This is a genomic window from Apilactobacillus pseudapinorum (genome assembly GCF_040369555.1).
Lineage (GTDB): Bacteria > Bacillota > Bacilli > Lactobacillales > Lactobacillaceae > Apilactobacillus.
Map to the genome: position 1 here is coordinate 223,685 of NZ_BAABVU010000026.1, position 17,914 is coordinate 241,598.

Annotated in this window: 1 protein-coding gene; it reads left to right on the plus strand. The window is 37.9% G+C overall.

Annotated features, from left to right (window positions below; translation table 11 throughout):
• Positions 1 to 275: 275 nt before the first annotated feature.
• Complete coding sequence (locus ABWU86_RS05860) at positions 276 to 17,795, plus strand: DUF5776 domain-containing protein (RefSeq protein ID WP_353321973.1); 17,520 nt, start codon at positions 276 to 278, stop codon at positions 17,793 to 17,795.
• Positions 17,796 to 17,914 lie beyond the last annotated feature (119 nt).

Consider the following 17,914-nt stretch of genomic DNA (forward strand, 5'->3'; position numbering starts at 1 on the left):
ACTGAAAAGTTAGCGCTCTTTTTTTATACATGTTGTTTTAAAATATTAAGATTTTTATATGATTATAAATATTTGTTTAAGATTATTTTAAGGTTATTAAATTTTATATACATTGGGTTTATAATAAAAATATGTAAATTGGAGTAAATGCCTATGGATTAGGGTTTTGTTGATATGATATGTAGACAAAAAATCAAACCGATTTTGAATCTTACTGCTTTTTACATGGTTTAAAAAGTTGCTTATCAATCAAGAAAAATAGGGGGGATTTTTACATGCAATATAATAAAAATGAAATTCAAAAAACTAATGATAAAAAAATTCTTCGTAAGGTAAAGAAACAGTGGGTGATTGTTTCTTTAGCTTCGTTTGCATTTTTAGGTGCTAGCGCAATGGGACTAATGTCACAAAAGACTAGTGCTTACGCTTCTGAAAATACTGTTCAACCTAATGGACAATCTCAAGATCAGGGTGACAAGCAGAGCACATCGCAATCCCAATCTCAAGATCAGGGTGATAAGCAGAGCACATCTCAATCGCAATCCCAATCAAGCGATGATAGCAATGATCAACTAACTAATCGAGATGGGGATGCTAATAATACTGCTAGCACTGTTGATGTAAAGTCTAATCTAGATGCTAATACTATTAACAACTACAAGCAAAACTTATACGGTACACAAAAGGGAACTTCTGATCCATATGCTGATTATACTAGTTCCATTAATCAAGGTGTTCATGACGCTTATGCTGGTAAAGTAAGTAATAATAGTAATTTAAATGGAAGTAATAACCAAGATTTATATACGGCTGCATATCAAGGGGTACAAGCTGATAATACTAAGACAGCTGCGCAAAATATGGCCGCATCCACTAATGTAAATGTTCAAGATGCTGCAAACAACTTGAACTCTTTGTTATACACTGCCTACCAATATGGAATCGATTTTAAAAAGACAGCAGATCAAGCATATAATGATGCTATTAAGAGTAAGAGTGATGATCCTACAACCGGTAGTAGTCGTCCAGCTGCTAATACTAACTTGCAACCAATTTATGACAACTCATATGTAGGAACTAGACAAGCGCTTGCTCAACAATTCGATTCATCTAACAACTTCAATACTGGTGGTTACAACGTCTCACCCGACGCTACTGTAATGCCTGTAAATAATAGTGATAGCAGTAAAAATCAATACCAAACAGCTTATGATAAAGCTGTTAACAACTTTAATAACGGAATTGTTTATGTAAACAATGCGGCTCAATACCAAAAGGCATTGTACGCTTCATCCACTAGTACTGTTAATAAAATTGTGTTGACTGCTGATATTTCTTCTACTGGCTCAATGGATAATTTAGGTAATGTTGTGGTTGATGGACAAGGACAATATAATTTATCCGGTAGCTACACATTCAATAAGTCCAACAAGAGCAATAGTATTATCATTCAAAATATGCGCGGACTAAGTACTTCATATACGGTTAATGGTGATGGGTTTATTGGGTATAACAATGTTAACTACAATGGTGGATTTAATAATTTGTTTAATCCCACAGCCGGTAATGGAAACTATATTATTGGTGCAAATGTAAAGACATCAGATGGTTCTATTCAAAATGATGGGTCAATAACTTACAATGTTGACTTTGCTGATAACAATTCTAATGGTGGAAAAATCGTCATCGGTGATAATGCTAAGTACAATATGAACTCACTATCAGCTAACTACATAGTAGTTAACCAAGGTGTTCAACTAAATTTAAATCCAGTTGAATTAGATAACCATGTTTACAATAAAAATCTAAAGGGACAAATGATCAAAGATGACAAACATTTAGATCCTGCTAAAACCCCACGTTACGCTATTATGGCGAATGGAAACATTAGTATTCATCAAGGAGCGGTCGTTACGCTTACTATTTCCAACAACACCAACGCGATTAGAGTTGGAAATGTTAACAAACCTGAAGATACCGGTAGTGGTGACAGTGGAAATGTTACGATTAGTGGTACTTTAAATGTAATTGTTCCTAGTGGAGTAACTCCTACATCTTTAGATAAGCGTGTTCAATATCCAAATTCTAAGCGAACTGATGCAGTTATTTGGTTAGGCCATGGGATGCAAGTGTTAAGTGGCGGGACCTTTAATGTGGATGCCAAAATCTCAGATCAATCAGACGCTGGTAAGTATTATGCCTTCGTGTATGGTCCATATTCTAATTTAATTAAGGGTGGAACTCGTGAACCATCCATGAGTCAAATTACGGTTTTACAAAATGGTTCAATGGTTGTAAATATGAATACAGGTTCTAAGAGTGATCCTATTCGTTTTGCATATGTACCAATTGTTGCATACAATCCCAAAGATTTTAGCATTAATTTGAATGTCACCCCAGGATCAACTGCTGGTGCCGATGGTGTTAAATTGAGCTTATCTTCTATTGACGTTTTTGGAGCTGTTTTGGATCAAGATACTATCGACAGTGTGAAAACTTCTAGTGGATACCTAGTTAATCCATATATTTACCATTATCGTCGTAATGGAACTGCTGGTGGAAAGACTGATTCTTCAATGATTGGAAATGAAATTTTCCAAGATATTAATGGTGTTACTAATGGTTATAAGAGTTCTAACCAATATAGTAAAGATAAATTTAGTTTTAGTTATCCATACACTTGGAAGTTAATTCCTAATACTGGCGTGACTTCAAATGGAGCTAGTTTCGATTATGCTTTGGATTATTTAGCAAACTACGTTCAATTATACGAAGATATTATTGGTTACCAGCAATCATTTGAAGAGCAAGTAGGTAATGGTAATTTTGTTACTAATAATACTTCTCGTGCTTCTGCCGGGGCTTATAATCCTGATAAAAACAAACATGGAGATAATCCAACACAAGATGATATCAATAATGCTATCAAGAATGTTTGGAAATCGGATGTGAATAAAGCTACTGGAATAGGTATTTTTAGTGACAGCACTAATACTAAGAGCCAACAAGCGTACCTAAATGGTCAAACATTTGAGCAAGTAGCTGGAATGAGTATGAAAGACTTTAAAAAGGCTTTAACTAATATTTCTTCAGCGGTTTCATTAAAATCTAATATTATTAATATCGCGAATGCTTTAGGACAAACAGTTTCATCCATTGCCCAAGGTAACTCTAAAGTTGCTGACACAATTGATAAAAAATTAGGTGGTAATAACCCAAGCATCGTTTCTGGACAAAATTCCAGAAATGATACTTCGATTAATTTAAGTGGTGCTCCATCAATTCAATTTAATAATAACTTAGTTACTTACGTTGATGCTGATGGATATTACCATGCTAAGTTTAATGCCCAAATGAATAATCAGGGTAGCGATCCACAATCTAAAGAAGTGGATGTTCATTTTGTAACTGGTAGCTTTGATGCTGGTACCAATGGAAATGAAGATAGTTACCAAAATATGTATAAGCAAAGTGGTAATAAGGAAAACTTTGCTGAAACAATTACTTTGGATAGTAGTAATTCAACAACTCAAAGCGATGGTTCTATCTTATTTAGTGGTAACGTCAATTTAGGAGTTAAACAACTAGATACTGTCGGAATTCGTTTGAATACATTCCTATCTACGGGATTAAACAGTTCACAAGGTGCTAGTCGTCAACAAATTGCCAGTGTAACTAGTACGCTTCGTCCATCTAATAATAGTTACCAAACCAATGTTGACGGATATAATAGTGTGGTTGACAATGGCGGAACATTATTGAGACCAACAGATAATAATTTATATTCAGTTCCATCGGTTGTTAAAGCTAATGATTTCCTTGCTAATATTAGTAATACTTTGTCACATTTAAATGATGCTGATCAGTCAGAAGCACAATACTATACTAATAAGACTTCCAGTGATCCACTTCCTGAACCGGAATATCGTACTTTCTCCGTTAATAATCAAAATATTACACCATTTAATGATTCAGATTATTCTGGTGCAAATGCTGAAAGTAGTTTAATCAACGCAAAGACAATCCGTGTTTATGCTGGTTTAGGAACTAATAAGCGTCGTTTAATCGGGGTAACTTCTGTTCCAGGTGATTCAATTTTAGCTAATGGAACCGTTGATACTACCAACTTCTCTCAAGCTAGAGATCAAATCAATATCTTAAAGAACAACGTTTCAACTAATAATAAAGGTTATGTACTAGATTTAAGTAAGACTCCATTAACTCAATATGATGCGAAGACATATGATGTTGTTGTTCCAGAAGTTCAATACATGCAAACAGGAGCTCAACTATCACTAGATACAGCCAATGGGAGCCAATTGCCATTTGCCGGAACAGCAACTGTTGATGCTAACGGTAAGATTACTCAAATTACACCAAACCTTCCTGGTTATGCAATTGTAAGTAATCCAAACGGAATTAGTCCGGACTCATCAGGAATGTACACGGTAGTACCACAAGCTGGACTAGCAGATGTTTACATTGATGATGCTAACGGTAATCCAACTGGTGCAGTTGCCAAACAAATTGAGGTGATTGGTAACGCTAATGGTGGTGTTAACGCAACTAAGACCACTAAGGTACCATCAGGTAAAAATGATGGTGTTCAATACGTGATAGATCCAAGTACAAAGATTGGGGTCGTAACGGATTCTAATGGGGTTCAAACTTACCACGTTAAATTGACTGCTACACTAGATAAAACTAATGTAAATGTTCAAACACCAAGCGGTTCAACTGTTGCAGGTGGTGGTACTAGAACCATTGATGCTAACGGCAACGTGGTTACTAACACCAACTTGCCTGGTTTTGCACCTACCAATACTTCTGTAAGTAATGGTAAGGATGTTGTTAACCCATCAACCACACCAGTTCGTACTAAGGTAACTGTCTACGATGATCAAGGTAACCCCGTTACTAAGAATGGTAAGCCAGTTACTGCTGATGTAATGGTTCAAGGTCAAGATAATGGTCAATCAATCATTACAGCAGTTAATGGTCGTGATGAATTTACTGGTGATGACGGTAAGAAGTACAAAGTTACTCCAGGTAGTGCAATTAATCCAATCATTAATAACACAGTCTACTCAGGAGCTTCTGTAACTGCGACTGTTGATAACACCAAGACTTCAACCGTTACAGCGGTAACTCCAAATGGTAGTTCTATTCCTGGTGGGGCAACTTTGGTTACTGATCAAAACGGTAATACAAGTAGTCAATCTAATGTTCCTGGATTTGTGGGTAGTAACCCAGCTCAAAAGAACGGCAATAGTGCGGTCTTGACACCAACTACTTCAACTAATGTTCAAATTCCAGTTGTAAATTCTTCTACTGGGCAACAAGTAGGGACTGCAACTGTAGACGTACAAGGTCAAAATGATGGAACAAGTAAAATTACCAAAGTAAATACTTCAGAACCAATTACTGATGATCAAGGAAACACTTATCCTGTTGATACAAATTCATCCATTACAGTGGATAATAATGGTCAACCAGTAATCGCTGTTAATCCAGTAGCACCTCAAAACCAAAATGTGAATGCTGTTACATCTTCAGGGAACCAAATTGCTGCGGGAGCAGTGATTACTAATAGTAACGGTGTTACTAAATCGACTTCTAATGTTCCTGGATTTGTTGGTACATCTCCGGCAAAGAAAGATGTTAATGGTAATGCGATTTTAAATCCAACAACCACATCTAACGTAACCATTGCGGTACAAAATCAAGCTGGCAAAACTATTGGAACAGTAACTGCTACAGTTCAAGGAAACGCTGATGGAACTACAACTATTAAGAGTGTTGATAACCCATCTAATGGAACATTGAATGATCCTAGTGATCCAAATAGTTCTTACGTGGTTTCTCCAGGTACGCAAGTTAATGCTGATCCAAATGATGTAAGTAAAGGTATCGTTAATCTTTCTCCAGTATTTACTGGAACTAAGAATGTTTCAGCAGTAACAGATGCTGGTAGTAAGATTAGTGGTGGAGCTACTTTAACCTCTAATGGGGCTGGTGGGGCACAGGCTAACACTATTTTGCCAGGTTTCAACACTTCTACTGAAGCACAACTAGACAAGAACGGTAATGCTGTCATGACACCTTCTAACAACCCAGTTAATGCCACCGTTGATGTTTATGATGCTGATACTGGTAAGAAGGTTGGTAGTACTACTGTTAGCGCCCAAGGTAACGAAGATGGTACTTCTAACGTAACTGCCGGAACTACCTTTACTAACGGCAATGACAGTTACATCATCCCACAAGGCACAAACATTACCATTCAAAACGGGAAACCTGCAGTTACTATTAAGAAGAGTAATGGAAATTATAATCCAGGAGACAGAGTTCCTTTGAGAAGATCTGATGGAATATTACTTCCTTTCACTGGAATTGTGCAAAATGATGGTTCGATTGTTCCAAATCTACCTGGATACAATAATGGTAGTTTAGGATCAGATAATATGACTAATGGTGCATTTAATATTACTGCACTTACAAATGATGTCACTGTGAATGTGCATGTTGTTGATGGAATTACTAACCAAGATACCGGTAAAATTATTGCAGTTAATATGACTGGATATACATCTAGTGCCTTTAGTAATAATCCAAATCGATTAATCCAAGTCGATGGCTTTTCGTCTTCACAGCAAAATGGAGTTTCAGTTACATCTGGATCATACACATCAAACATTACAATTACAAAAAATGATGGATCCACTATTAATTTTACTGGTTCATTGGGGGATTTCGAAGATGCAGTTGGAGCACATGATGGAAAGGGAACTGATGATAGTTATTACTATGTGGTAATTGGTAAACCTACTGATGGATCAACCGCCTCTTTAGTTACTTCATCAGGAGCTTCGGTAGGACAAGGAACTATTCATTCAAGTAATACTTCTCGTCCATATATCATACCGGATAATCCTGGATTTACATCAACTAGTCTTCAAAAAGACAGTACAGGTAATAACTATGTGGTAACTCCAACCGTTGCCCAAACAACATTGGATGTTCATGATGCTAATGGTAATAAGATTGGTACTGTCACAACCACAGTGCAAGGTCATAATGATGGAACTACAACTGTTGTTTCACCAAATGGACCAATCAATGTTACAGGTTCTGACGGTAACACTTATCAAGTAACTGATGGTAGTGCCGTTAACGCCAATACTCCTAACTCAATTGGTAATGGTTATAACACTACCGGTCAATTAGTAGGTATCGGAAACGCAACCATTACAAATAACGGTCAAAGTACAGGTGCCAGCGCTACTAATGTTCCTGTTACAACTGACGGCAATGGTAATACTGTCGTCGCATCTAATACATTAAGTCCAGATGGTAGTTATATTATTCCTGCCGGAACTAAGGTTAACCAAAATAATGGTAAAACAACCATTGAAGGGCTTAAATATGACAGTAATACACAAACAGCTACTATTTCAGCTCATTTTGACCATCATGAAAAGGATACTGGTAACACAGGTTCAGTAAAAGTAACTATTAATTCTGATGGATCAATGACTGTAAAACAACCATCATCAGTAACTAATAAGGATACAATTTATACCACCCAACCAGGTGATAATGTAACTGTAACTACTAATGCTAATGGTCAAAATGAATACCATGTGCCAAGTAAGGCCCAAAAGCTAACCCAAACTTACCCAGCCCAAACTGGCCAAAATGGACCATCAGTTAAAGACGCGATTACAGTTACTGTTGATCCAGCTACTGGTAAGAAGACAATTACATCTAACGTTCCTGGATATGGTTTGGATAATGGTCAAAAATCAATGACAGTACCAAGCAATGTTGATACTAGTTCATTAATTCTAAAACCAATTACTGAAACTATTTCAGGGGTTAAGAATGATAGCAATGGTCAAACTACTGGATCAACTACAGATAGCTTAACTGTGAAGGGTGACGATAAGGGAAACATCTCCGTGGTAACTGGTAAGGCATCAAGGGATAATAATTACTTCGTACCTGCTAATACACCAGTAACAAAGAGTGATGACGGTAGCTATCATGCTAACTCACTTCCATTGAATTCAGATGGAACAGTTACATTGAATAACACTAAGTACAATGGTCAAGATGGTTCAAGTGTAACCGGACCAATTAAAGCTCATGTTAACTCAGATGGGACTTTATCAACTGCGGGTGGTCAAACTCAAACTGATAACAAGGGCAATGTTTATGTTGTTCCTGATAACACTCCAGTGAATATTGGTCAAAACTCAGATGGAACTCCAGCATACAATGTACCTGCTACCAAGGTACAACAAGATAAACAAGTACCTGCTAAGACAGGTGATAATGGTCAAAGCGTACCAAATGGTGCAACCATTCACATCAATTCAGATGGTACTCAAACTGTTCAATCTAACGTTCCAGGATACACTGGAGACACTAACTTGCCAATTTCTCAAGATACAAGTAACCCAACATTACATCCTGCAGAAACTACATTAAACAATGTTCATGCAGATGATAACCAAAGTAGTGATACCGGTAAGACAATTAGCAGCTTAACAGTGAAGGGTGATGACAAGGGTAACCTAGTTACTACCCAAACCACTTACACTTCAGATGGTAGCCAAGTTGCATTACCAGGTTCACCTGTAATTAAAGATGCTAGTGGTAATTATCATGTTCAAACATTACCAATCCAAAATGGTACTGTAACTATTCATGATGCTGCGATTTACGATAATAAAGGTAACATCATTGATCATAAAGATGTTACTGCAACTCTAGATCCAAACACTGGCAAACTTACATTGAACCAACCAGATGGTAAAGGTGTTCATACTATTATTACAAGTAACGGAACAGCATACCAAGCTGACAATGGTACTGAAGTTATCAAAGACGGTAACGGTTACAAGGTTGTCAGTCAAGTAGCTTACGTAACTATTAACAATGCTCAATTGACTGATACTGCTTCCGGTAATCCGGTGGTGGGTACTGGTACGGTTAACGTTGATACAACTACTGGTAAGGTATTGCCTCATGCAGACATTTCATCATTGAATGGTCAAGGACCAGACAATGCTGGATATCAAATTGCACAAGATCCAGATAAGACTGCACAAACCATTAACTGGAAGAACCCAGATGGTAGTACAAATGAAAATGCGGTTGTAAAAGTTACTGCGAACTCACCATTCGATTACTTCACTCCAGTTGGATTTAAAAATGCTTACACTAAGCAAATGTTGACTCCAGAAGAAGTTGGTAATACTACTTACTACATCAAGATTACTCATGCAACAGGTTTACCTGTTTACTACGGTACAAAGGATGTTTACAAGTCAGTTGTTAATGCACAAGGATCGCAAGGTGTTCCGGCATTACCTAACAATTACATCTATGATCCAAACCAAGAACTATATCACGATAACCAATTGGGTGAATACGTTATCTCTGTAATCCCTCAAAACACTTCCATTCCAACAGCTATTGTGGATGGACCAGATGGTCAAGAAAAGGCGACAGCGACATTGCCAGTTACTGTAAGTAGTGATGGTCAAAGTGCTACAATTACCACTTCTGCAGACCATGTTACTAAGGGTGAAAATGGAGATCCAAACTACTACTTCGTACCAAAGGGAAGTAATGTAGTACAAAACCCAACTACTGGTACATTCCATGCACAAGGTTATGAAATTAAGTCCAACAATGACGGTACATTTACTATTGATAATGGTAAATATGACAACACTGGTAATTCATACCCAGGTCCTATGACTGTGAAGATAGATGATGCAACTGGAACTATTACTGTTGCTAAACCATCAGTTGTTAAGGGCAGCGATGGTAATCTTTACCAAGTTAACCCAGGGACAGTTGTCACACCAAAGGTTGAAAATGGAAATGTTGAATACCATGCTGATGCTGTTCAAATACCAGCAAGCACCACTGTTGATGCTCAAACTGGTAAGAATGGTCAAAACGTACCTAATGGTGCGAAGGTAGTAATTAACCCAGATACCAATACTAAGGATGTTGTTTCAAATGTTCCTGGGTTTAAGGGTGCAACAGGTCTTCCATTAGATGATGATACTAGTCATCCAGTATTACAACCTGCTGATGATATTGCTAAGGGTGTTACTGTTGATTTCGGCGGACAAGCTACTAACACTACCGCTGACCTACCAGTTAGAGGTAATGATGATGGTAGTATCACAGTTACTAAGACAGTTACATCTCCAGATGGAAAGTACGTCATTACTGCTGGAACTACTATGGTGAAAGGACCAGATGGTCAATACCATGCTAAGGGTTACCAAACTAATTCAGACGGTACATTTAACATTGATAACGCTAACTTGAAGGCCAACGATGGTACTTATGTAACCCAAAATGTGAAAGCCAAGGTTGATGCTAGTGGCAACATTACATTAGCTAACACAACTGTAGGTGATGATGGTAAAGGTAATAAGTTTATTGCTCAAGCTGGTTCAATCATCTACAGATCAACTAAGGATGCTAACTCAGACGGTCAATACAACGTTAGTGCAGTTAAGGTCGCTCAAGATCAATCAATTCCTGCTAAACCAGGTCAAAACTCACAACCACAAGCAAATGCTGCTCATACTCATGTGAATGATGATGGAACAATTAGTATTGTTTCTGATAAACCAGGTTATGTTGGAACTACACTTCCTGCTGGAACTACCGATATTCCAACTAACCCAGTATTAACACCAACAACTACCAAGGCTGACTTGAATCTAGATAATCCAAGTGGAACCCCAACTAGTTCAACTGCTAGTGGCGTTAAGGTTAAGGGTGACAACAACGGTGGTTTAACTACTGCTGAAACTAAGTACAGTGATGATGGAAATAGTATTGTACTTATCAACACACCAGTAACTACTGATGAAAATGGTAAGCTACATGCTAACTCATACCCATATGACCCTGATAATCAAACCATTACATTACCAAATGTTCCAATTAAGGATCCAAACGGAAATGTAATCGGTAACCAAACAATTACTGGGAAGGTTGATCCAAATACTGGGGTTATCACTGTTCAAACTCCGGTTGACGCTATTAATGGTAACCATGCCTACTTGGCTGATACTGGAACTGTTGTTGACAAAGGACCAAACGGTTACTCAGTTACAGCTGTTGATAACACAGCCGTAATTAATAATGCAAACTTACAAGATACTTTGACTAACAGTTCAATTGGAACTGGTACTGCATATGTAGACAAGAGCACGGGAAAGATTATTAGTGCAACTGTTCCAACTACTGGTGGTAACCAAAACGCTGGATACAAAGTCTTCAATCAAGCAGGTCAAATTGTTAACTGGAGTAATGGTGATGGAAGTGTAAACGATAACGCCACAATCGTTGTTATCGATAATGCGCCATACCACAATAATACTAATGTTTCCTTCGTTAATATTTACACAAACCAAACAGTGTCAACTAATGGTGAAAAATACACTATTAAGGTTAACGATAGTGACCATATGCCAGTTGGTGCCGGAACTTCAAATGCATCTAGTGCAGTCGAATCACTTCCAAATGGTTACATGTATGCACAAGGACGCCAAATTATTGTTGAAGGTTATCCAAACAACGACCAAAATGATACTGATAAGAAGATGTACATTGTTCCAGTTGTCCCAGTTGATGGTCAAATCAACAATGCAACTGTTAACGATGAAAGTGGTACTGCTCGTAACAACAATCAAACTCTTCCAGTTCACACTAATTCAGATGGTTCAATTGAAACAACTAAGGATGTTATTTCTCAAGGTAGCGATGGTAATTACTACGCTATTCCTAAGGGTACTCCGGTCGTTGCAATCACTACTCCAGATGGACAAAATAACTTCCAAACTGCAGGTACTAAGATTCCTGGAAATGGTTTAATTGATAATGTTCATTTTGATAATAATGACAATGTTTCAATTACTGGACCGGTTCAATCTAATATTGATACCAATACTGGCAAGATTACAGCTGCTAAGACCACAGTAGTGACTGATCCAAATAATCCAAAGAAGGCTTACCAAGTAACTGCCGGAACTGAAATCACCATGACTAAGGATGATAATGGTAATACTGAATACCATGCCGCTGCTCAAACCCTAGATCAAGATAAATCAATTCCAGCGCAAGTTGGTAACCAGGGCCCAATTAAGGACGATGCGGCACACGTTCACTACAATAGTGATGGAACTAAGGATATTGTTTCTGATATTCCAGGTTTCGCAGGTCAAAATAATCTACCAAATGATTACGATACCAGCAAGTCCACACCACAGTTAACACCAGTGGACTCAACATTGGATAATGTTCATGTTGCTGACCTAAACGGTAAGGATACTGGTAAGGTTATCAATAACCTACCAATTAAGGGTCAACCTGATGGTAGTATCCAAGTTACTAAGCCAACTATCACTACTGATGGTCGTATTATCCTACCTGGCACTAAGGTTACTAAGGATGCTAATGGTAATTGGACTGTCCCATCATATCCATACGATGCAAATAGTAGAACGGTAACACTTCCAAATACTGCTATTAATAGTGAAGATGGCAACAGATTAGCTTCTAAGGATGTTAAGGCTACTATTGATTTAAACACTGGAACATTGTCATTAGCTTCAGATGATAGTAAGGGTGTTCACATTGTGGATCAACCAAATTCAAAAGCATATCAAGCTGATGATGGCACTACTATTACTAGAAATCCAAATGGTACTTACTCATTAGTTGCCAATGATGATACTGCAGTGATGAAGAATGTCACAATGGTTAATGATAACAACGGGCAAACTCCTGATAAGGCTTCTCAAGTAATCGTTGATAAGACTACAGGCATTATCTTGAATGCAACATTACCTAAGACTGGTAGTATCGCTAACGATGGTTACAAGGTAAACAACTATGGTACTCAAACCATCGATTACAAGAATCCAAATGCACCAATTCATGTTGTTGATAACGCACCAATTGCTAGTTCAAGCAACGTTAAATTCATCAACATCTACACTGGCCAGGAAGTAACTAAGCCTTCTGATAGCACTGTCACTTACACTCAAAGAGATGGTCTACCAATATACAATGGAACTGATGAAGCTGGGGATGCTGTTAACAAGTACCCAGATGGATACAACTTTGTTAATGGAACTACTATTCAAAAGGTTAAGGATAGCCAAGGCAACGATCAATATGTTGTTTCTGTATATCCAACCGATGGTCCAATGAAGGCGGATGTTACCGATGCTAATGGAAGCACTCAATCTGCTGGTCAAACATTAACAGTTCACACTGATGATAACCACAACATTACTACTACCAAGGATTCTATTTCTAAAGGTTCTGATGGTAATTACTATGTTGTTCCAAAGGGAACTACTGTAAATAAGAACCAAAATCCAACTAGCCCAAATGCTGCAGGTTACACAGTTTCTGGAAACAAGCTTTCAACTAATCAAGATGGGACAGTTACAATTGATAATGCGCACTTAGATAATAAGGATCCAAAGACTGGTGATGTTAATAGCTCGATCCTAGGATCAATTACTGCAAACGTTAATAATAACGGTGACGGTACTTCTAACAACCCAGTACTTACTGTAGCGGATACTAAGGTAGTCGTTGATCCAAATGATCCAAGCAAGGCATATCAAGTGGACAAGGATACTCCAATCACTGTTTCAAGTGATGCTAACGGCAATCCTCAATACCATGTTGATGCTAAGGTAATTCAACAAGATCAAAAGATTCCAGCTAAACCAGGTCAAAATTCACAACCAGTTAATGATGCTGCTCACGTTCACTACAACAGCGATGGTACTAAGGATGTTGTTTCAGACATTCCTGGATACCAAGGTCAAAAAGGATTAGCTAATAATGCTGATACTTCAAATGAAACATTGACCCCAGTTGATGATATCGCCAAAGGTGTTCACCTTGATGAAAATGGTAAAGACAGCGGTTCAACTGCTGATCTACCAGTTAAGGGTGATGACAATGGTAACGTGGTTGTAACTAAGAATACTGTGTCACCTGATGGTAAGTATCTAATTCCACAAAACACAACGATTGCAAAACAAGGCGATCAAAACTACCATGCTGATGCACTACCAATTAACAATGGTATTATCAAGATTAATGATGCCAACGTTAATAACAGTGGTGCTGTAAAAGCTAATGGGGACTTAGATGCTAAGTTAGATGCAAACAACAACTTAGTAACTGCTCATGACCAAATTGTTAAGGGTAATGGTAGTGATAACAACTACTACATTATTCCTGCTGGTTCTCCAATTACTAAGGACCAAGCAACTGGTAAGTTCAACGTTGATGGAAATCCAATTCCAATTAACCCAGACGGAACAATTAACATTAGCAATGCTAATTACGACAATAAGGACAATCCAAGTCAAAGTGTTGTGGCACCAATTACTGCTCATGTTGATCCAACTACTGGTCAAATTACTGTTGCTAAGACTTCAGTGGTTAACACTGATGATCCTAAGACAGTATTGAAGGCTCCAGCCGGTGAAGAAATTACGATTACAGTCGATGCCAACGGTAATCCTCAATACCATGTTGCTGCTACACCATTAGCACAAGACGTGGTTAGGGATGCTCAAGCAGGTACTAACGGTAATACTCAAGCCGGTGGATCAACTATCCACATAAATGCAGATGGTAGTCAAACTATCAATTCAAATGTTCCAGGATTTACAGGTTCAACTATTCCAGATGGACAAACTGTTCCATCAGTACCAGTATTAACTCCAATCGATGGCGTTCTAAATGGCGTTCATGTTGATGATAATAGTGGTAATGACACTGGTAAGATAGTTGATAATGTTCCGGTTCGTGGACAAGAAGATGGAACTCTTCAAGTTACTAAACCAGTGGAAACTGCTGATCATACTCGTGTCATCCTACCAACTACTAATGTTGAAAAGGATAACAACGGTAATTACCATGCTCCATCATATGCATACGATCCATCTACTGGTATCGTGACATTACCAAATGTACCAATTAAGAATGGCGCAGGTGATGTTGTGGGATACCACGATGTAACTGCTAAGATGGATTCAAATGGTAATCTAACAGTTAATAATGATGATGGTATTCACGTTGTTAATGGTATTAAATCTTACCAAGCTGATAAGGGTACACCTGTTACTCCTGATGGCAAGGGTGGTTTCTACGTTACTGCTCAAGATAATACGGTTACATTGACTAATGTTCCTTTATTCGATGACAAGACTAAGAAAGATGTTCCAGCTAAGGGAACCATTGTTGTGGATAAGACAACTGGTCACATCTTGGATGCAACTCTTCCAACTGATGGTAGTATTGGTGGCCAAGGATACCATATTTCTGATTTAGATAACCAAGTGGTTAATATTAATAATCCACTAGTTCACGTAACTGATAATGCGCCAACTGCAGATAGTAATAATGTTAAGTTCTTAGATATTTACACGAACCAATTAGTGCCAAATGTTTCTGGAACCGTTAGATACTCTGTTGATGACGGTAACCAACCAATTTTCCATGGTACAGATCGTGCTAAGGAAGCATTGATTACACCAGTTCCAACTGGATTGAACTATGTTCCTGGTAGTCAAATTAAGTATGATGCATCTGATAATTCATACACGGTTTCGGTTTACCCAACTGACGGTATCATGAATAATGCCAGCGTGGTAGATAATGCTAATATTCCTCGCGTTAATAACCAAACATTACACGTTCATACTGATGCTAGTGGTAATATTTACACTACTGCACCATCAATCGCTCAAGGTAATGATGGGAACTACTATTATGTACCTACTAATACAGCGGTTAATAAAGATGGTAATGTTAACGGTGGTTATGCTGCTGCAGGAAACAAGCTATTAACAAATCCGGATGGTACAGTTAATATTCCAGATGCTCATTTTGATCAAGTTGATAGTAACAACAAGATTATCAACACGGTTATTCACAATGTTGCAGCAAATGTTAACCCAGATGGTACATTCAGCGTTGCTCACATTACAGTGGTGCCAGATCCTAATAACCCAGGAAAGGCATACCAAGTTCAAGCTGGTGAACCAATTACCGTAACTAAGGATGATAAAGGTAATCCTGTTTACCACATCATTTCTGAACAAATTGACCAAGATGTGCACATTCCTGCGCAAATTGGTGATAAAGGTAAAGTCGTTGATGGTGCTGGAATTATCCATGTTAACCCAGATGGCACTAAGACCGTTCAATCAGTTGTTCCTGGATATGTTGGTCCAACGCTTCAACCAGGTGATCAAATTCCAAACAACCCAGTTCTAGAACCCGTTAACGATACTATTAAGGATGCCCACTTTGATCATAACGGCAAAGACACTGGTTCAATTGGTGACATTCCGGTAATTGGGGATGGTAAAGGTAACACTATCGTTAGTGCACCAACTAAGTCCGCAGATGGTAAATACTTGGTACCTAAGGGTGCTCAAGTAACCAAGGATAAAGATGGTAACTACCACGTTCCTTCATACCCAGTTAACCCAGATGGTACTATCACAATTGATGACGCTCGATTCAATGCTCCAGATGGCACTACAGTCATCGGAACAGTGATTGCTAAAGTTGATAAGGACGGTAACTTAGTAGTTAACAACACCACAAGTATCACAGATTCAGATGGTAATACCTACACCGCATCTGCTGGTACAATCATTAAACCAGTTGTTAACGATGATGGTTCAACTACTATGAACATCTCAGTAAGCAAGACCTTTGCTCCAATTGGTAACCCTGAAAAGGATGCCAAGGAACAAGCGAAGAAGAAGTTACCAATTCCTGACTTGAGCAAACACAATAAGCGTTATCAAGAACGATACCTAGCTGCATACAAGAAAGAACTAGCTAAGTCCATTCCAACTTATGTATACAGTGACAATGGTCTATACGTTCACCGTGATGCTAAGTTTACTAAGAAAAACCGTGTTAAGGGTTATGCTAAGAAGCCTAGAAACAAAGCCCATGTATTTAAGGTATTAGGTTTCACTTTAGACGCTAACAAGTACCCAAGACTAAAGGTTAAGGGTGGCTACATTTCTTACAATAAGCACATTCATGATGCTTACTACAGAACTAACGCTCTAAAGACTTACCGCATCATTAGAAACACAGGGGCTTGGATCCATTCAGGCAAGCATTACACAGTCAAGAATCGTCTAGTTCACCTACGTCGTGGTCAATTAGTCCACGTTAAGAAGGTAATCAAACTAAATGGTTTGACTAGATTCTACCTAGGAAACGGACGTTACTTCACTTCTAACAAGACCTATGTAAGTCGTGTCGCACCTAGATACGTTTACTGGACTAACCAACGTAATGTCTACAAGGTTACTCACTTTAGCAAGAAGACAGTGGTTAGATATGTTAAAGCAAGACCAAGACATGAAGCAACAGCTTACAAAGTATTGAAGACTATTGTTACTAAGCAAGGTGTTAAATACAAGTTGAGAGTTGGTTACGTTTACGCTAATAAGACGATAGAAGCTTATTACCGTCGTCCTGCTCTAGAAGTACGAGTAATCAGAAAGGGTGGAATTTTAATTCACACCAAGAAGACTTTCTCCAGATTAAATGCAATTAAGCATTTGAAGAAGGGTTCAGTCATTCGTATTTCTGAACTTCAAAACTTAAATGGAATTACTAGATTCTACATCGGTAATGGTAAGTACATTACTTCAAATAAAACCTATGTGAAAAGAATCAAATAATTAAATAAAAGGACTCATTAACAATAATTTTTGTTAGTGAGTCTTTTTTTATACATTTCTTATAACGATAATTATTTTTATTAATGAAAATAAGGGTGTAATGTTGCAAAAGATTACGA

Excerpts from the sequence above, each read along its gene's own strand:
- ABWU86_RS05860 (WP_353321973.1), top strand. The coding sequence starts at position 276 with ATGCAATATAATAAAAATGAAATTCAAAAAACTAATGATAAAAAAATT.